Origin of the sequence: Oceanobacillus oncorhynchi (assembly GCF_000821065.1) — a bacterium.
Lineage (GTDB): Bacteria > Bacillota > Bacilli > Bacillales > Amphibacillaceae > Oceanobacillus > Oceanobacillus oncorhynchi.
Genome location: NZ_CDGG01000001.1, coordinates 4209897 through 4229824 on the forward strand (window position 1 = coordinate 4209897; position 19928 = coordinate 4229824).

18 protein-coding genes are annotated in these 19928 nt (G+C 39.7%); all 18 read right to left on the reverse strand.

The features are described from left to right. Positions 1-291: 291 nt before the first annotated feature. Positions 292-561, reverse strand: a complete 270-nt coding sequence (gene rpsO, locus BN997_RS20155; RefSeq protein ID WP_040980194.1) for a 30S ribosomal protein S15 — start codon at positions 559-561, stop codon at positions 292-294. 114 nt (positions 562-675) lie between these two features. Then, positions 676-1629, reverse strand: coding sequence for a bifunctional riboflavin kinase/FAD synthetase (locus BN997_RS20160; protein ID WP_042534962.1), 954 nt, complete (start codon positions 1627-1629; stop codon positions 676-678). Between the two features lie 25 nt (positions 1630-1654). Continuing rightward, positions 1655-2542: a tRNA pseudouridine(55) synthase TruB gene (gene truB / locus BN997_RS20165; protein ID WP_042534964.1), complete on the reverse strand. Its 888-nt coding sequence runs from the start codon at positions 2540-2542 to the stop codon at positions 1655-1657. A gap of 615 nt (positions 2543-3157) precedes the next feature. Next, complete coding sequence (gene rbfA / locus BN997_RS20170) at positions 3158-3499, reverse strand: 30S ribosome-binding factor RbfA (protein ID WP_042534967.1); 342 nt, start codon at positions 3497-3499, stop codon at positions 3158-3160. A gap of 33 nt (positions 3500-3532) precedes the next feature. Further along, positions 3533-3811 (reverse strand): DUF503 domain-containing protein, encoded by a 279-nt coding sequence (locus tag BN997_RS20175; protein ID WP_042534970.1) that lies wholly within the window; start codon positions 3809-3811, stop codon positions 3533-3535. After that, positions 3808-5907 (reverse strand): translation initiation factor IF-2, encoded by a 2100-nt coding sequence (infB, locus tag BN997_RS20180; protein ID WP_042534972.1) that lies wholly within the window; start codon positions 5905-5907, stop codon positions 3808-3810. Before infB ends, BN997_RS20175 begins: the two co-directional genes overlap by 4 nt. Positions 5908-5927: 20 nt before the next feature. Next, a complete protein-coding gene (locus BN997_RS20185; RefSeq protein ID WP_042534974.1) occupies positions 5928-6227 on the reverse strand; it encodes a YlxQ family RNA-binding protein in 300 nt (99 codons plus the stop codon). A 1-nt stretch (position 6228) separates the two neighbouring features. Next, positions 6229-6498: an RNase P modulator RnpM gene (gene rnpM, locus BN997_RS20190; protein ID WP_042534976.1), complete on the reverse strand. Its 270-nt coding sequence runs from the start codon at positions 6496-6498 to the stop codon at positions 6229-6231. Positions 6499-6512: 14 nt separating this feature from the next. Continuing rightward, positions 6513-7616, reverse strand: a complete 1104-nt coding sequence (gene nusA, locus BN997_RS20195) for a transcription termination factor NusA (protein WP_042534979.1) — start codon at positions 7614-7616, stop codon at positions 6513-6515. Positions 7617-7658: 42 nt separating this feature from the next. Then, positions 7659-8129 (reverse strand): ribosome maturation factor RimP, encoded by a 471-nt coding sequence (gene rimP, locus BN997_RS20200; protein WP_084612998.1) that lies wholly within the window; start codon positions 8127-8129, stop codon positions 7659-7661. A gap of 287 nt (positions 8130-8416) precedes the next feature. Then, a complete protein-coding gene (locus BN997_RS20205; RefSeq protein WP_042534983.1) occupies positions 8417-12706 on the reverse strand; it encodes a PolC-type DNA polymerase III in 4290 nt (1429 codons plus the stop codon). 369 nt (positions 12707-13075) lie between these two features. Continuing rightward, positions 13076-14350, reverse strand: coding sequence for an RIP metalloprotease RseP (gene rseP, locus BN997_RS20210; RefSeq protein ID WP_042534985.1), 1275 nt, complete (start codon positions 14348-14350; stop codon positions 13076-13078). Between the two features lie 279 nt (positions 14351-14629). Further along, positions 14630-15418 carry a phosphatidate cytidylyltransferase gene (locus BN997_RS20215; protein WP_042534988.1) on the reverse strand — a complete coding sequence of 263 codons (789 nt, stop codon included), beginning with the start codon at positions 15416-15418 and terminating at the stop codon, positions 14630-14632. A gap of 15 nt (positions 15419-15433) precedes the next feature. After that, complete coding sequence (locus BN997_RS20220) at positions 15434-16192, reverse strand: isoprenyl transferase (protein ID WP_042534990.1); 759 nt, start codon at positions 16190-16192, stop codon at positions 15434-15436. A gap of 384 nt (positions 16193-16576) precedes the next feature. Then, a complete protein-coding gene (gene frr / locus BN997_RS20230) occupies positions 16577-17134 on the reverse strand; it encodes a ribosome recycling factor (protein WP_042534992.1) in 558 nt (185 codons plus the stop codon). Positions 17135-17136: 2 nt separating this feature from the next. Next, positions 17137-17859, reverse strand: a complete 723-nt coding sequence (gene pyrH, locus BN997_RS20235; RefSeq protein ID WP_042534993.1) for a UMP kinase — start codon at positions 17857-17859, stop codon at positions 17137-17139. Between the two features lie 147 nt (positions 17860-18006). Then, positions 18007-18891: a translation elongation factor Ts gene (tsf, locus tag BN997_RS20240; RefSeq protein WP_042534994.1), complete on the reverse strand. Its 885-nt coding sequence runs from the start codon at positions 18889-18891 to the stop codon at positions 18007-18009. A gap of 105 nt (positions 18892-18996) precedes the next feature. Continuing rightward, entirely contained in the window at positions 18997-19755 is a 759-nt protein-coding gene (gene rpsB / locus BN997_RS20245) for a 30S ribosomal protein S2 (RefSeq protein ID WP_042534995.1), read from the reverse strand. Positions 19756-19928: the final 173 nt, after the last annotated feature.

Sequence of the window (19928 nt, forward strand, 5' to 3'; positions counted from 1 at the left end):
TCCTATCGTTTTATAGTGTGTGTTCAAAAAGTCCGATAAATAGGACCAAGAAGTTCAAGGCGACGAGCTTTTTACGAACGGACTTTCACAGGAAGTGGTGACTTCTGCGTTGCCCACAGGACGTGGGCGCTCTTAACAGAAGTTCCTCTATGTCTTTAAATATGTGAGTATCGGAAAAAGCTCGTCAACGCAGAAATTCGATGTGTCATTTTTATTGGACTTTTTGAACATCCTCTTATAGGATTATTTACATAAAAGAAAAAGCAGGATTTCTCCTGCTTTTTGCGTTTATTAACGACGTAAACCAAGTTTTTTGATTAATTCACGGTAACGAGTAACGTCTTTATTACGTAGGTAAGTTAGCAAGTTACGGCGTTTACCTACCATTTTCAAAAGACCGCGGCGTGAATGATGGTCTTTTTTGTGTGTACGTAAATGTTCGTTTAATGCAGTGATTTCTGCAGTTAAAACAGCGATTTGAACCTCTGGAGATCCAGTATCTGTATCGTGAACCTTGTACTCATTAATAATTTCGTTCTTGCGTTCTTGTGTAATTGCCATGATGGCACCTCCAAAATAAAATTTGTTATCCCCAATCCCCTAGCATACGTCGGAGTTACGTGATGCCAAGCGATGGTTGTACAAATATAAGAATAGCGTTTTTGAAGAGAAAAATCAAGTATTAGTTTTTCTATTTGCTAAATAAGCCCTAATTTCTTCCTCATCCTGCTGCATTCTTTCAATCAAAGCTTCCTTTGAGTCAAATTTTATTTCTTCTCTTGTATAAGATAACCATTCTATCGTTAATTCTTCCCCGTATAAATCACCGTCAAAGTCAAACAGGTATACTTCGACAGACATATTCTCCATCGTTTCTGTAAATGTCGGATTCGTTCCGATATTCGCCATTCCGCCATATATTTTATCCTGATGACGGACGAGCGTTGCATATACCCCCTGCTTGGGCAGCAAGGCATCTTTGGATATAGACAGATTAGCAGTTGGATAACCAAGCTCACGCCCGCGCTGTGCTCCTTTTACGACCAATCCAGTTGTTTCAAAGGCTCTTCCTAACAATTGTGCTGCCTGCTCCATATTTCCTGATGCTAATTCCGCTCTTATTCGGGTGGAGCTGACCTTCTCTTCATCTAATGTGATTTTACCGATGGTTTCCCATGTAAATAAATCTCTAGCATAGTCCTGCATATCTGCCATCTTGCCCTGCCCTTTATGGCCGAATGAGTAATCAAAGCCTGCTACAAGGTGCTTGATATGTAAGCCAATAATAAAGTGGTCAATAAAAGCCTGCGGACTGAGCTTCGATAATTCTTGATCAAACCGGATGATATACAGACGGTCTACTTGAAGCTTTTCCAGTATGGCCTGTTTTTCAGAAGATACGGTTATGTACTTCACCTGATGGACATCTTTTCTCAGCACAACCGATGGATGCGGAAAAAAAGTAATAACTGCACTCTCCATATTATTTTCTTTTGCTTTATCAACTGCCTGCTGAATGACCTTTTGATGTCCTTTATGAATACCGTCAAAGAAACCGATAGCACTTACTGTTTCTGGTAAATCCTCCTTATGTAACATATGCGGATAGGATAATTCCATTGTTTTCATCCTGCTACACCTGCACTTTCTCTCGTTAAAATACCCTTAATGGTTTAATTTGATCCGGTTTTTCCGGATGCTTTTCGTAAATGGCTAATACTTCTTCGTTGTTTGTAAACACAAACGGATTATTTGTCAGAGGAGCATCGGTAACAGCTAATTTTTGACCATTTTTAATGCGAAACATTAATGCATCATCTACTTCCTGATGTACTAGATGACTTACCCCCTCTGAAATCGGGCTTAATAACTGCTCTTGTTCACCTCTGGCAGCCGCCTCTTCTATCATAGCAAAAGTGACCGTATTTTTCTTGGAAAAACTACCGGTTTGGATTCTTTCTAACTGCAGCATATGTGCCGGATATCCTAATTCCTTCCCGATATCCACACATAATGTTCTGATATAGGTCCCCTTGGAGCATTCTACATAGATGTCAAAAGCGTTTTTTTCCTCATCTATAGACCCAAGCTGTATATCATGAATAAAGACTTCCCTGCTTGGTCTTTCTACTTTTTCATTTGCTCTGGCATATTCATACAGCTTTTTTCCATTGACCTTTACAGCAGAATACATGGGCGGTATTTGTGTAATCGTTCCTTGAAACTTTTCTAACACCGCTTCAACCTCTGTTCTTCCCGGCATGTGCGTAACTTCTTTTTCTTCTACAATATTCCCTGTGGCGTCCTCTGTTTCTGTAGTGGATCCTAATGCAACTGTCCCAACATAAACTTTTTTTGTATCTGTGAGAAAGGGAACAATTTTGGTCGCATTGCCAATACAAATAGGCAGCACGCCTTCCACTTCCGGATCCAATGTCCCTGTATGACCAACCTTTTTCGTATGGAAGTAGCGGCGGCATTTAGCCACACAATCAAAAGAAGTCATTCCTTTTGGCTTCCACAGCGGCAGGATACCATTCATCGTCATTACACCTCTTTTTCCTTTTGAAATAAATTTTAAGAAAAACCAAGAATACCGCTTGGTCTTTAAAACATCGGTGTTCTTGCCAAAGAGATGTCCGCTCCGGGAAGTCGCTTTCCGCGGGCAACGTTCAGCCGCACGGTAAGAAAACCGCTTCCTGCTCAGGTCTACCTGTTGCTTTTCCCGCAGGAGTCGACAACATCCGCTCCCATCTAAGTGGAATTATGTTTTATTTGCTTTTTTTTCAAGGAAATAACGCAAATTCTAGCGACGGTTTTGATGGGGCGAGTAATCGCAATGGTTTTCGGTGGGACGAGTAATCGCAGTCCCAGTCCCAGAAGAAATACACGGAGACTCCTGTGGGAATGCGCAATGGTCTTCGGTGGGGCGAGTAATCGCAGTCCCAGGGTGAAGACCCCGCAGGAAAAAAGCGAACTTCTTTTTTTCGAGGAGGCTGAGCTCAAGTCCACGGAAAGCGGAGTGTATTTCTGGGGTTGCGATTACTCACCCCATGAAACCCGTTGGAGCGGCTATATTCAGCATTTTTTATATACTTTCTTATTCTTGTAAAAAAACTGATCCTTGCCAAGGAGCAGAGGGATCAGTTTTTTAGCATTACTTATTAAGATCTCTTAAGATAGAGTCTATTCGGTTACCTTGCTCGATTGCTTCGTCAAATTCAAAGGTAAGTTCAGGGGTTTTGCGCAAACGAATTCGCTTGCCAATTTCTGAACGGATAAACCCTTTTGCTTTTGCAAGCCCCAATAATGTTTCCTGCTTTTTCTTCTCATCACCTAATACAGAAATAAAAATCTTCGCCTGCTGCAGATCACCGGTTACTTCTACATCGGTAACCGTCACAAAACCAACGCGGGGGTCTTTGATTTTTCTGGATAAAATATCACCCAGTTCTTTTTTCATCTGTTCTGCAACTCGATGAGCTCTTAATTCAGCCATTTATCTCACCTCACATAGCTCTATGCATTTTCGTTATAATCGTTCGATATTCGTTATAGTTCTTTCTAATTCAGAAAAAGAATCTATTGTGTGTAAAGCTTGTTGTATTACTTTTTCAGCATGCACATAATCCGTCGAAATAATAACTATCCCAAGTTTGGTTCGTTGCCATAAATCGTGAAATTCAAGCTCAGTTACAGAAACATTAAACGATTGGCGCAGTTTATTCATAACCCGCTTCAACACGGAGCGCTTTGCTTTTAAGGAATTCCCTTCATACAACATACATTCTACTTCTGCATAGAGAATCATTTTCGTTCCATTTCTTCCATTACATAGGCTTCGATAATATCGCCTTCTTTAATATCATTAAAGTTAGCCAATGTAATTCCACATTCATAATTCTGTTGTACCTCTTTTACGTCATCTTTAAACCGTTTCAATGCTTGTAATTCACCTTCATAAAGAACCACACCGTCACGAATAAGACGAACGCTCGAATCTCTGGTAATTTTTCCGTCTGTTACATAGCTTCCTGCAATGGTACCAATACGTGATACCTTGAATGTTTCACGTACTTCCGCCTGACCAATAACTTTTTCTTCATATTCTGGATCCAGCAGACCTTTCATTGCTGCTTCAATTTCTTCAATCGCACTGTAAATAACACGGTGCAGACGTAAATCGATTTTTTCGGATTCTGCAGCTCTTTTTGCATTGACATCAGGGCGGACATTGAAACCAATAACGATTGCATTGGATGCCGAAGCTAAGATAATATCGGATTCTGTAATCGCTCCTACGCCTGTATGAATGATTTTAACATTGACGCCTTCTACTTCTATCTTGCGTAAAGAAGCGGCTAATGCTTCCACAGAACCTTGTACGTCCGCTTTCACAATGATATTTAATTCTTTCATTTCACCCTGCTTGATTTGTTCAAATAAATCATCCAGGCTGACAGTTGATTGGCCGCCGCGGTTTTCATCGATCCGCTTCTGTTGACGGGCAATCCCAATTTGACGCGCTTTTTTCTCATCAGAAAATGCAAGGAACTGGTCTCCTGCCTGCGGAACATCCTGTAACCCCGTAATTTCAACTGGAGCTGACGGTCCTACTTGATTTACGCGTTGTCCCAAATCATTTACCATAGCACGAACTTTACCATACGTACTGCCGACAACAAGCGGATCTCCTACATGCAGAGTACCGTTTTGCACAAGCAGTGTTGCCACAGAACCTCTGCCTTTATCTAACTGCGCATCGATTACTGTACCGAAAGCTTTCGCATCTGGATTTGCTTTTAATTCTTCTACCTCTGCAACTAATAAAATCATTTCCAGCAGATCGTCAATACCTTCCCCTTTAAGTGCAGCAAGGTTAACAAAGATGGTGCTTCCTCCCCAATCTTCAGGAATCAGTTCATGCTCTGTTAATTCCTGCATCACGCGGTCCGGATTAGCGCCTTCTTTATCCATTTTATTAACAGCAACAATAATTGGTACTCCAGCAGCTTTCGCATGGTTGATTGCTTCCACTGTCTGCGGCATCACGCCATCATCTGCTGCGACAACTAAAATAGCAATATCTGTTACTTGTGCACCGCGCGAACGCATACTTGTAAACGCTGCGTGACCCGGTGTATCTAAAAATGTAACTTTCTTGCCCTCATTTTCAACTTGGTAAGCGCCAATATGCTGTGTGATTCCACCAGCTTCACCAGCAGTAACCTTCGTATGGCGTATAGCATCTAATAACGTTGTTTTCCCATGGTCAACATGTCCCATAATGGTAACAACAGCAGGACGCTCCTGCAATTTTTCACTGTCATCTTCTTCAATATATTTATCAAGGTCTGTATCTTCTAAAATAATTTCTTTTTCGACCTCTACATTATATTCATCACAAATCAGCTCTACAGCGTCATCTTCAAGGTCTTGGTTTTTTGTAGCCATGATACCCATAAACATTAATTTCTTGATGATTTCTGCAGGTTCTTTATGAAGTTTTTCTGCTAAATCTTGTACGGTCAATATACCGTGGTACGTAATTTTACTTGGAGTCTCTTTCACTAACGACTGCTCCTTTTGTGGTTGATGTTGTTTACCTTTGTTAGAGGTTTTTTGTTTTTTATTTTTCGGATTATCTTTTTTAGGATTCCGATTTGTATTTGGTTTATTTCCAGTATTTTTATTCTTTTGCTGTTTATTCGTATTTACTTGATCGTTTTTCTTTTTATCTTGTTTTGGCTGCGGGTTAAATTTTTCATCCAATTGTTTGATTTCATTGTCAGAAATCGTAGACATATGGTTGGAAACCTCCACATTCTTTTCTTTTAAAAATTGAATGACTTCTTTACTCGCTACCTTATTTTTCTTTGCATATTCATATACACGTATTTTGCTCATGCGTTCACCCCCGGATTTATTTATCCAACTAGAGTAAGGAGTTTTTTTGCAAAGCCTGAATCTAGTATTGCTATAGCTACTCGCTGTTCTTTCCCGATTGCCTGCGATAAGATATCCCGGTTATCAACAAGTCGATACGGAACATTGTACGAGGTACATTTATCCGAAAGTTTCTTTTTGGTTTGCGGTCCAATATCTTCTGCCAATAAAACAAGCTTTGCACGACCTTTACGAATATCCTTTAAAATAGTGTCTTCTCCTGTTGAGCATTTCCCTGCCCGGACAGCGAGACCAATGATGTTCAAATAATTAGGATTCATGTCATTCTCCCTCTACTAAAGCTTCTAACTCATCGTAGATTGTTGGACTTACTTCTGCGTTCAAGATTTTGTTAAGCGCATTGGTTTTCCGAGCCTGTTCTATCACAGACTTATTCTTGGAAAGGTAAGCTCCTCGTCCGTTTTTCTTGCCAGTTTCGTCAACGAACACTTCCCCTTCTTTATTCCGGACAATGCGGATCAATTCTTTTTTAGGCTTCATTTCATTTGTCATAACACATTTTCTCTCTGGTATCTTTTTCTTCTTAGCCAAGTTAAAATACCTCCTTATTCAAACAAATCTTCATCGTTGTCAGAATAAGCTTCTTCTATTTCTGCATCATCCAGCAAACCTTCTGCTCTTGCATCCGTTTCACTTTTGATATCAATTTTCCAGCCTGTAAGTTTAGCGGCTAAACGTGCATTTTGTCCTCTTTTACCGATTGCCAGAGACAGTTGATAATCTGGGACAACAACCGTCGTTGCTTTTTCTTCCTCATCAACAAATACTTTCAATACTTTAGAAGGACTTAATGCGTTCGATACATAAACGACAGGATCCTCAGACCACTCTACAATATCGATTTTTTCACCTTTTAATTCTGTTACGATGGCTTGCACACGCTGCCCTTTTTGTCCCACACAAGATCCCACCGGATCAATTTCCGGGTCTGGTGCATGTACAGAAATTTTAGAGCGGTCGCCAGCTTCACGGGAAACAGATTTAATTTCAACAATTCCATCATAAATTTCAGGAACTTCCATTTCAAATAACCGCTTTAACAAACCAGGGTGTGACCGGGAAATATAGATTTGCGGCCCCTTGCTTGTATTCTCAACCTTTGTCACGTAAACCTTCAGCCGGTCATGAATATGGTATTCTTCTGTAGGCATCTGTTCTGCCTCTGCCAGCTTGGCTTCAATTTTGCCAAGGTTCACATAGACGAAACGTGAATCTTTACGCTGAATAATTCCAGTCATGACATCTTCTTCTCTATCAATATACTCCGAGAAGATAACGCCTCGTTCTGCTTCACGCACTCGCTGGGTAACTACTTGTTTAGCAGCCTGGGCAGCAATACGTCCAAAATCTTTCGGTGTTACTTCCACTTCAATCACATCATCTACATCATAATTCGGATTAATACTTTTTGCTTCATCAAGAGATATTTCCAGCTGCGAGTCTTCTACATTTTCGACAATTGTTTTTCTTGCGTAAACAGCCATCTTTCCAGTAGTTTCATTCAACTCTACCCGAACATTCGATGCGGACTTAAAATTCTTTTTATAAGCAGAAATAAGCGCTGCTTCCAAAGCCTCCATCAATATATCCTTGTCTATCCCTTTTTCTTTTGCTAAATGATCAATCGCATCAAACAACTGCGTGCTCACTTTTTCTTTTCCCCCTTTTGGATGTTGTTCTCGTACTCTTCATTAAAACAAGACTGCCAGTCTTGCTTTTGCTACCTTATCATAAGGTATTTCTACGATTTTCTTTCTCGTTTTTATTTTGTATTCAATAGAAAGGGTATCGTTCTCTACATTTTGTAAAATGCCTTCATACGTTTTTTCACCATCAATTTTTTCATATAACTTCACAAAAACATTGTTTCCAATATTCTTTTTAAAGTCATCCAGTGTTTTTAACGGTTTTTCAACTCCCGGGGAAGATACTTCTAGAAAATAAGCTTCTTTTATCGGGTCAGCTTTATCCAGTTTTTCACTTAACTGTTCAGAGACCTCACCGCATTCTACAATGTCAATACCACCTTCTTTATCAATATAAACACGTAGAAACCAGTTTTTCCCTTCTTTCACATACTCGATATCAACTAATTCTAAATTTTTCTCTTCTAAAATCGGATGAACTAATTCGGTTGTTATCTCAATTATCTTGGAACTCAAGTGTAAACCTCCTTTAACCATGTCCTCACGCCTTCAATCAATATAAAACCCCTGCCTAAAATACGGCGGGGGAAGCAGAGAGTCTTGTTTAGGCGAGGTATGAATAAAGAGTGGGTGTGCACCCACTCTTTACATTCGTACGTATCGAACATTCTAAACAAAAATAGTATAGCATATTCTATACCCCTTTGCAAACCTCCAAATCAATACTACAGCGCTTTTTACCCTCAACTAATTTCTTTTAGTTTCTCCAAAAACAAACGGATTTATGCGTATGTCTTTCACATTTAGAATAAGGAAAGCTGGTTTTTTTCTTCCATACCTTCTAAGCATCCGTGTGTATCTAAATATTCCAGCACGGTTTTGGAAATTTTACTTCTTTCTCTTAAATCTTCTTTAGAAAGAAATTCTCCTTCTTCACGGGCCTTCACAATATTTAATGCCGCATTGGTGCCTAAGCCGTCCACAGCATTGAAAGGAGGAAGCAGCGAATCACCGTCAACGATAAATTCGGTTGCGCTTGATTTATATAAATCTACCTTTTTTAAAGATAAGCCGCGTTCACACATTTCTAATGAAAGCTCAAGCACAGTCAATAAGTTCTTCTCTTTTGGCGATGCATCATTGCCCTTATAATTAATCTCTTCCATACGTTTACGGATAGCATCCGAACCTTTAATCATCGTATCTAACTCAAAATCATCCGCACGAACGGTGAAATATGCCGCATAGAAAAGAATCGGGTGATGCACTTTGAAATAAGCGATTCGTACAGCCATTAAAACATAAGCTGCCGCATGGGCTTTCGGGAACATGTATTTGATTTTCTTACAAGATTCAATATACCAGTCAGGTACATTGTTTTTCTTCATTTCCTCAATCCATTCATCCTTCAACCCTTTACCTTTACGGACAAACTCCATGATATTAAATGCCAAGGAAGGCTCTAAGCCTTTATGCATTAAATAGACCATAATATCATCACGGCAGCCGATAACATCCGGAAGCTTACACGTGCCGTTATTAATCAGCTCCTGTGCATTGCCAAGCCACACGTCGGTACCGTGGGACAGACCTGATATAATTAACAGTTCTGCAAAGGTATTTGGCTTCGTATCCTCAAGCATCTGCCGCACAAATTTTGTACCAAATTCAGGTACTCCCAACGTGCCAGTTTTACACTGGATTTGCTCTGGAGTAACTCCTAAAGACTCTGTTCCGCCAAAGATTTTCATCACTTCTTCATCATCGGTCGGAATGGTTTTAGGATCAATTCCGCTTAAATCCTGCAGCATGCGGATAACAGTCGGATCATCGTGTCCAAGTATATCCAGCTTCAGCAGATTATCATGAATCGAGTGGAAATCAAAATGTGTTGTCCGCCATTCACTGTTCCGGTCATCCGCCGGGAACTGTATCGGTGTAAAATCATAAATTTCCTTATCATCGGGAACAACAATAATTCCCCCGGGGTGCTGTCCGGTTGTTCTTTTCACCCCGGTACAGCCTTGTACAAGACGGTCAATCTCTGCATTTTTATAAACAAGCTGATGATCGGAAGCATAGCCTTTTACATAACCATAGGCAGTTTTTTCAGCTACAGTTCCAATTGTTCCAGCCCGGTACACACTATCTATACCAAACAGTTCTTTCGTATAGTTATGGGCACGCGGCTGATAATCTCCGGAGAAGTTCAAGTCAATATCCGGAACCTTATCTCCTTTAAAGCCTAAGAACGTTTCAAAAGGAATATCCTGTCCATCCTTTACAAGTGCAGCACCGCACTCTGGACAATTTTTATCTTCCAGGTCAAAACCGCTCGCTACAGATCCGTCTGTAAAGAACTCAGAGTGCTTACAGCTTGGACAGACATAATGCGGCGGAAGCGGGTTAACCTCTGTAATTTCGGTCATCGTAGCAACAAAGGAGGATCCGACTGAGCCCCGTGAACCTACAAGGTAGCCATCATCCAAGGATTTTTTAACCAGTTTATGGGAAATCAAATAAATTACCGCGAATCCGTTTCCGATAATACTTTCTAATTCTGTCTCCAACCGTTTGGTAACAATTTCCGGTATCGGCTCACCATATACTTTTTTCGCCATATCATAGCATAAATCACGCATTTCCTGTTCCGCGCCTTCGATATTCGGCGTAAACAAGCCATCCTGAATAGGAGAGATATCCTCTATACTGTCAGCTAACTGCTGCGTATTTTGAACCACAATTTCTTTTGCTTTTTCTTTTCCTAAAAAGGAGAAAGCACCAAGCATTTCACCTGTCGTCCGGAATGGTGTATCCGGCAGTGTCTGCCTGTTTAATGGATTACCAGCCTGCGATGCAATCAGGATTTGCCGGTACTGCTTATCAATATCTTGCAAATAATGCACATTCCCGGTCGCAGTTACTAATTTCCCCATGCGTTCCCCAAGATTGACAAGCTTTCGTAATATATCTACTATCTGTGCTTCGTTCTGCACTAAATCTTTATCTACCAAATGGACATAGTTTTTAGGTGGCTGCACTTCAATATAATCATAAAACTCAGCAACCTGCTCCGCCTCTTCCTCGGATTTTTGCATCATCGTTTCAAAGACTTCTCCTCTGTCACAAGCTGTCCCGATCAAGAGACCTTTACGGTATTTTTTCAAAATAGACCGTGGCAGTCTCGGTTCACGGTAGAAATAATCAATATGCGCATGGGATACAATTTTATATAGATTTTTTAAGCCTTCCTGCGTCTGCGCTATAATCGTACAGTGAAAAGGTCTGGAGCGCTGATAAGCATTGTTTTCTCCCATATGATTATTTAAGTCCTGATGATTGATGATTTCTCTTTCCATTAATTTCTGGACCAGGTTCCACAATAAATAGCCTGTAGCTTCCGCATCATAAATGGCACGGTGGTGCTGTGTCAATTCAATCCCTAAATGCTTACATAATGTATTTAAACGATGATTTTTAAGCTCTGTAATTAAAAACCTTGCTAATTCTAGTGTATCAATGACTGGGTTGGCTGCTTTTTCATAGCCAATCCGTTTAAATCCTTGATTTAAGAAGCCCATATCAAAGCTTGCATTATGCGCTACTAAAATGTCTTCTCCCATCCAGGCATGAAAATCTTTTAAGACATCGCCGACTTCAGGAGCATCCTTAACCATATCATCCGTAATCCCTGTTAAATTCGTCGTTGTCTCAGACAGCGGATGATGCGGATTAGCAAACGATTCAAATCGGTCAATGATTTCACCATCATGTACCTTTACCGCGGCTAATTCGATGATCGTATCGTACACAGCAGAAAGCCCTGTTGTTTCCACGTCAAATACAATATAGTTTGCATCTTTTAATAAACGGTCACTCTCATTGTAGGCAATCGGAACACCGTCATCGACTAGATTTGCTTCTACCCCATAAAGCACTTTAATGCCATGTTTCTTACCTGCATAGTAAGCGTCTGGGAATCCTTGTACACCAGCATGATCTGTAATTGCTACAGCTGGATGTCCCCATTTGGCAGCCTGTTCAACCAATGCATCCGGAGAAACGACCGCATCCATTTGGCTCATTGTCGTATGTGCGTGCAGCTCTGCTCTTTTTTCACCCTCAGGCGCCTCATCTTGTTTTTCTCTTACTTGTACCTCATGAATATCCTTTGCCATCATTGCCAATTCATTAGTATACATATCCGTTTGGATGCTGCCGCGAGCTTTTACCCACATCCCTTTTTTAACAGATTGAAACTTATTGACATCCTCATCCCCTTTGGAGAACATTTTTATTTGCAGGGAATCGGTATAGTCCGTTGCTTTAATAATCAAAAGGCTTCTTCCAGACCGCAGCTCTCTGATTTCTGAATCAAATACATAGCCTTGTACAGTAATCCGTCTTTCTTCTTCCAGGATTTGATTCATCTCTGCCGGCTCGTCCTGAATCTTATAACCGATCGCCAGCGGCTGGCTGACAGGCGTATCCTTTTCTTTATCCCGCTTTTCTTTCTCCTGTACGGTTTTTTGGACAAGCGCCTGATCTTCCTTCGCCTTATTGTCTTGGAATGCTTGCATTTCACTTTGATCAGCATTTACTTCTAAATCAATGGAGTAAGGTCTGGAACCAATTTGATAACAGAATTGACTGAATGCTGGTTCAAGTCTTTTCTTCAAAATATTTGATTCTGCTTCATTTCTTGAAGTTAAGATTATCTTATTTTCCACAATTTGAGGCGTTTGCTGCATTACCATTTCCTGATATGCAGGTGAAATGGAAGTTGTTGCTAAAAAGTGTTTCCAATATACACCAATATCTTTTTCATTACATTGCTTATTATCTGTATGTAATGTCAGCTCGACCTTCTCGGCAATGGATGAGAAGCTTTTTTGCAAAGACTGTTGGAAATATAAATATTCATCGAATGGAAGAACATCCTCTAAATGAATATAAAAATGCCATTTTTTCTCTTGCTTATAAACCTCTACTTTTTCTAAATAACTTGAAGCAAAATACGTTTGAATTGATGTGTCAGACAGCTGAATTTGCTCAAGCAGTAATCTCATTTTTTCTTGCTTGGAAATACTCATCTCTACCCCTCCAATTGTAGATAGATATTTGACTACACAGGAAGAAAATTTCTCCTATTTAGTGTGTGTTCAAAAAGTCCGGTAAACAGGACTAGCCGGCTAAGAACGCCACGTCCTGGGACTGCGGTTACTCGTTCCATCGAAAACATTTGTGCGTTGAAAGTTCAAGGCGACGAGCTTTTTACGTACGGACTTTCACAGGATGTGGTGACTTCTACGTTGCTCACAGGACGTGGGCGGTTTTAGCAGAAGTTCCTTTAATCGCAGTGTCATTTTTATTGGACTTTTCGAACCTCCTCTATTAATTAAAAACACGAAACCCTTGTCTATAAACCGACAAGGGTAACCTATTGGATTTACTATTTTATTTTACAAGAATAATCGCTGAATGTCATTCCATGTGACAACAATCATTAAGAGCATCAAGAGGGCAAACCCGACAAAATGGAAGACTCCTTCTTTTTCTGGAGCTATCGGTTTTCCTCTGACGGCTTCCAGTCCGACAAACATTAAACGGCCGCCATCTAATGCTGGCAGAGGAACTAAATTAATAATTCCTAAATTAATACTCAACATCGCTGTCCACATTAAAAAGTTTGTAAAGCCAGATTGAACAACCTGATCTGTCGCATCATAAATTCCTACGGGTCCTGATAGCACATCAATGGAAAGCTGGCCCGTAACTAACATGACCAAATTGTTAAGTATAAGCTTCGACGTTTCATAAGTTGTCTCAAACCCAAATGCTAATGTTCCAAGGATATTTTTTTCATAAGCCGGAGTTACACCGATTTGTCCGATATGAATTGGGTCTCCTCTATCGTCCACGGTCTCCACTTCAGCTGGGACAACCGTCAATTCTTCCTCTGTGTCACCTCTGGAGATAACCAATTCTAATTCCTCATCTGGGTTTTCCCGGACAATATCCGTAAATTGATCCCATGTTGAGACAGATTGGTCTCCTATTTGTGTAATAACATCATTTTCCTGCAGCCCCGCTTCTTCTGCCGGGCTTTCCGGTTGAACCTCACCCATTTGTGCTTCCTCTACCGGAACGCCTTGAATCATTCCCATAAGCAGGAAGATAAAGATAGCAAGGACAAAGTTCATCATTGGACCGGCAAAAAGCTGCATGGCACGCTGTCCGACCGTTTTAGATGCAAATTGTCTATCGAAAGGAGCAATCTGTGTTTCCTGCTCATCCACGATAAACATCGCTTTGGGATCGACATCGAAATGTAGCTTTGTCTCTTCGTCATCCAATTCATAGCCTTCGATATACAGCTTATGGTCAAGGTCGACCTTCTCTACTTCAATCGTGCGGGCATTCGGATGCTTTGATTTGTTATTTACAATAATTTTAGATACTTTTCCATCTCTGTTAAAATCAAGCGCAATATGATGCCCTGGTTTTAACTCTACAATTTCCGGGTCATCTCCAGCAACACGGACATATCCGCCCGCCGGAATTAACCGGATTGTATAAAGTGTCTCATTTTTTGTGAATGACAATATTTTGGGCCCGAAGCCAATTGCAAATTCACGGACAAGCATGCCTGCTCTTTTTGCAAAAATCAGATGGCCCCACTCATGGATGGAAACGAGCAAACCAAACATCAATATAAACGCAATAACCGTTGTCATGACAGCACCTTCCTTTTTTATAAAGGTAGAAAGAGGTTGTTAGGGAGTATTTAACCATTTGATTCTCCGCAACAAGTTCACATAACAATCATTTATTTCTCATCCATATAGTATCCTTCAGCAGGAACTATACATGTATGTGCCGGGACAAGAATAACATATATGCTAACTTGTCCGATAATGTAATTTTGTTATGTATTATCCAAAAGAAAGCTCTTCACCTAGTATATTCAATAAGTCAGCTTACTTTACCAATTCTACAATATTCGCTTCTATTTGTTAAAAAAAGTGAATAAAATGCAGTAATGGAAAAACAAAAAGCATGCTGTCAAAGCGATCTAAAATGCCGCCGTGTCCAGGAAGAATATTCCCGGAATCCTTCACATGATACACACGTTTAAAGGCAGATTCAACCAAATCACCGATTTGTCCAAAGGCAGAAGCTATCATCGTAACAATAATCAATGTCAGCCAGGATTGCTCAAATGGTGCTATCAGGTGAAAAATCACAGCTACAACTACAGCTACAAAAATACCTCCCAGCGCGCCTTCAACGGTCTTCTTCGGGCTGATAGTCGGCCATAATTTATGCTTTCCCAGTTTGCGTCCAAATAAATAGGCTCCTGTATCTGTTGCCCAAATAATGCAAAATGCAAATAAAATATTTCTCAGCGCATTTTCTCCATCTCTAGTCTGCAGCAAATAAAAGAATCCTAAACCAACATAAAACGCCGCAAGAACAACAAAGCCCACCTGATCAAAAGTAAACTCATTTTTTACAAGCACGGTATACGCCAATAAAACAAAAATAAAGATAGAAATCAATTCATACTTCGTCAGCCATTCAATATCAGCCAGTAATTCATTAGGCAGTAAAATAACCCACGTCAGTAAAGCTGATAAAACATACGGAAAAAAATTCTTGTCAGGATGGCGCATCCGCATTAATTCAACTATCCCTATCGTCGCTAACAGATAGACAAAAATAGTAAATGGCAAACCGCCAATAATAATAATCGGCACAAATACAAGCAGAGCTATAATTGCTGTTATCGTTCGTTGCTTCATTAAATCATCATCACCTTATATACCTCCATATCGTCTTTTCCGATGCTGATATGCAAGTAATGCTTCATAGAATGTTTCTTCTGTAAACTCCGGCCATAGTTTATCTGTAAACCAAAACTCCGTATACGCCATTTGCCAAAGCATAAAATTACTTAAACGGCATTCGCCGCCAGTACGTATTAACAGGTCCGGGTCAGAGACACCAGTTGTATATAAATATTTTGAAAAGGTTTCTTCATCTAAGCTGCTCATATCGATATCATCTTCTTTTACTTCCGATACGATTTGCTTGACTGCTTTTAAAATCTCGTATCGGCCGCCGTAATTAAGGGCAAAGTTTAAAATAAGACCATCATTATGCTTTGTTTTTTCTTTTGCATAGTTTACTGCTTCCTGTGTGTGGCTCGGCAATGCCTGAAAATCGCCTATCGTTTGGATACGAACATTATTTTCCATTAAGCTTGGTAAATATACATGCAAGAACTCTTTTGGAAGTTTTAAAATATATTCCACTTCTTGTTTTGGCCGTTTCCAGTTTTCTGTTGAAAAAGTATAAAGCGTTAAAACCTTCACATTTGCTTTCACAGCGGTTTTAACGATTTTATTCACCGTAGATACACCCTCTTTATGACCAGCAAACCTGGGTAATCCCCGTTTTTGTGCCCATCTGCCATTCCCATCCATGATAATAGCAACATGATTGGGAGCATTCTCTTCAGAAAGTGAATCCGATTCTTTTGGTTGTTTTGATAAAAAAGGAATTTTAATAGACATTTTCCGTCCCCCGAATGGTTGTTTGTTCATAACCCTCTTCATCTTTTTTCGAAGAACAAGGGATGAAAGGCATGACCATGCCAATAAATAATATGACTGTATTTCGTTTAACATGTATGAAATCGACTGTTTTTTTTAAAATACGATAACATGACACATCTAGAAAAGGATTTTCCGCTAACCGCGACATACAGCGGATGCGGAAGTCTTTTTTATCCACTCATATATAAGTGCATGATAGCCAGTAACATTAATACAAAAACCCCCTTTAATAAGAGGGCTTAATGGCATCTTACTACGTTAGCAGAAAACTGTCACCTTTAAACAAAATATATTTTGCCAGGGTTTGTGCTGTTAAGATGGATAGAAGGCATGTATCCCCTATCACACTTCCATAATTTCATTTTCTTTGGTTTTTGCTAAATCTTCAATTTGCTTAATATACGCGTCTGTTGTTTCTTGAACATCATCTTGAAATGCTCTTAAATCGTCTTCTGTCATATCACCATTTTTTTCAGCTTTTTTAAGCTGGTCATTTGCCTGGCGGCGAAGATTTCTAATTTGTACACGAGCTTCTTCTGCATATTTCCCTACTACTTTAACCAAGTCTTTTCTTCTTTCTTGGGTAAGAGCAGGAATATTGATGCGGATGATGTTTCCATCATTTGATGGAGAAAGTCCCAAGTCCGCTTTTTGAATTGCTTTATCAATATCACCAATTGCTGACTTATCGTATGGAGTAACGGTCAGCAGTCTTGCTTCTGGAGCACCTACCTGAGCTAGTTGGTTCAGCGGTGTAGAAGCACCATAATAATCAACATAAACCGTATCTAATAGACTTGGATTGGCACGTCCAGCACGAACAGAAGCTAGATTTCTTGAGAAAGCTTGAACAGCTTGTTCCATTTTTTCCTTCGTATCTTTTATCACTGATTCTGACATGTTTAGTTCCCCCTTATCGTTGTTCCGATATTTTCACCTTGCACAACTCGTTTAATATTACCTTCTTCCATAATAGAGAAGACAATCAGCGGCAGGTCATTATCCATACATAATGAAGAAGCGGTAGAATCCATTACACCTAATCCTTCATTTAACATTTCTAAATAAGTGAGTGAATCATATTTCTTTGCTTCTTTGTTGATTTTAGGGTCATCTGTATAAACGCCGTCCACGTTGTTTTTAGCCATTAAAATCACTTCTGCTTCAATTTCTGCAGCCCGTAATGCAGCTGTTGTATCTGTAGAAAAATAAGGATTTCCAGTACCAGCAGCAAAAATAACAACACGCTTTTTCTCCAGATGGCGAATCGCTTTCCGCCGTATGTATGGTTCAGCAACCTGTCTCATTTCAATGGATGTCTGTACTCTGGTCTGTACACCAATCGTTTCCAGTCCGTCCTGTAAAGCAAGAGAATTCATAATTGTTGCAAGCATCCCCATATAATCAGCTGAAGCTCTATCCATGCCCATTTCTGATCCTACTTTACCGCGCCAGATGTTACCGCCGCCGACTACTACAGCAACCTCTACACCAAGCTCTACAATTTCTTTAACCTGTTCTGAAATGGAATGAATGATTTTAGGTGAGATTCCGTATCCTTCTTCTCCACTTAATGCCTCTCCACTTAATTTTAACACAACTCTATTATAATGTGCTGTCGTCATAATAACCTCCAGAGAAAAAATATATTTACAATATATAGCTATAAGAGGATGCTCAAAAGGACGAATTAAACTTTTCAGTTTTCACTCGGCCTTTTGAAAAACCCCTACAAAGAAGGGAACAAATTAATGTCCCCTAATTTGCACAACTTATTTTTTGATTTGGCTCATTACTTCTTCCGCGAAGTTATCTTCACGTTTTTCCATTCCTTCGCCTACTTCATAGCGAATAAATGCTTTTACAGAAGCACCTTTATCTCCAACATATTTTTTCACTTTTTGGTCTGGATCTTTTACAAAGCTTTGTTCTAAAAGAACGATTTCTTCGAAGAATTTACCTAGACGGCCTTCTACCATTTTTTCAACGATGTTTTCTGGTTTTCCTTCGTTTAATGCTTGTGTTTTAAGCACTTCACGCTCACTGTTCACTTCTTCTTCAGCAACTTCATCACGAGATACATAACGAGGGTTGATAGCTGCTACATGCATTGCAACATCTTTCGCTACTTCTTCGTCTGTTGTACCTTCTAACAATGAAAGTACGCCGATACGTCCGCCCATATGAAGGTATGCACCAAAAGCATCATTATCTGTTTTTTCTAATACAGTGAAGCGGCGAAGTGAGATTTTTTCTCCAATTTTAGAAACCACTGTAGTGATTGCTGCGTCAACTGTTTCAGAACCATCTAAAAATGGCTGTTGTAAAGCTTCTTCAACAGTTTCAGGATTATTTTTCACAATGTGTTTTCCAAGGTCAGAAAGCAATTGCTTGAACTGATCGTTCTTTGTAACGAAGTCTGTTTCACAGTTTACTTCAATAATTGCAGCTCTGTTTCCGTCTAATTCAATATGCGTTAAACCTTCTGCAGCAACACGATCCGCTTTTTTAGCAGCTTTCGCCATTCCTTTTTCACGTAGAAAATCAATTGCCTGCTCCATATCTCCATTTGTTTCTGTCAGTGCTTTTTTACAATCCATCATTCCAGCACCTGTTTTTTCACGTAATTCTTTAACCATTTTAGCAGTTACTGCCATGTTAATTCCTCCTAAAAAACGTTAATTTTTGTTATTCCTTCTTCTTTCCTGAAAAAAGGGTGATAAAAGGCTTCTATCCTCTTATCACCCTCACCTTTTAAAAGATTACTCTTGGGAAGCAGCTTCTTCAGCAACTTCTGCTTCTAATTGGTCTTGTTCAGAAACAGGTTCTTCTGTTTCTTCACCTTGTTTTACTTCTAGAATAGCATCTGCCATTTTTGAAGTAAGAAGTTTTACTGCACGGATTGCATCATCGTTTGCAGGGATTACATAATCGATTTCATCCGGATCACAGTTTGTATCAACGATTCCGATAATCGGAATGTTTAGTTTGTGTGCTTCTGCAATTGCGATACGCTCTTTACGAGGATCGATTACAAATAATGCATCTGGAAGTTTTTTCATTTCTTTGATTCCGCCTAAGAATTTAACAAGACGATCTTTTTCTTTTAATAAGTTTACTACTTCTTTTTTAGGAAGTACTTCGAAAGTACCGTCTTCTTCCATTTTCTCAATATCTTTCAAACGGTTAATACGTTTGCGGATTGTTTGGAAGTTTGTTAATGTTCCACCTAACCAGCGTTGGTTAACATAGTACATGCCTGAACGCACTGCTTCGTCACGTACAGAATCTTGAGCTTGTTTTTTTGTACCTACGAAAAGTACTGTACCGCCGTTTGCTGCGATTTCCTTCACGTAGTTATATGCTTCATCCACTTTTTTAACTGTTTTTTGTAAGTCGATGATGTAGATGCCGTTACGCTCCGTAAAAATGTATTTTTTCATTTTCGGGTTCCAACGACGTGTTTGGTGACCAAAGTGTACACCAGCTTCTAGCAATTGTTTCATTGAAATTGCTGCCATAATAAATTCCTCCTAATTGGTTTTATTCCTCCGCATTTATCTTCTTTATAAGAACACTGTATATCAGCACCAACCTTATAAATCCAAATGCGTGTGATTTTTAGCTAACTAATCATAGATAGACTATTTACACCAAAGGTTACTATACCACAACCTCTCCAAGGAGGCAAGTG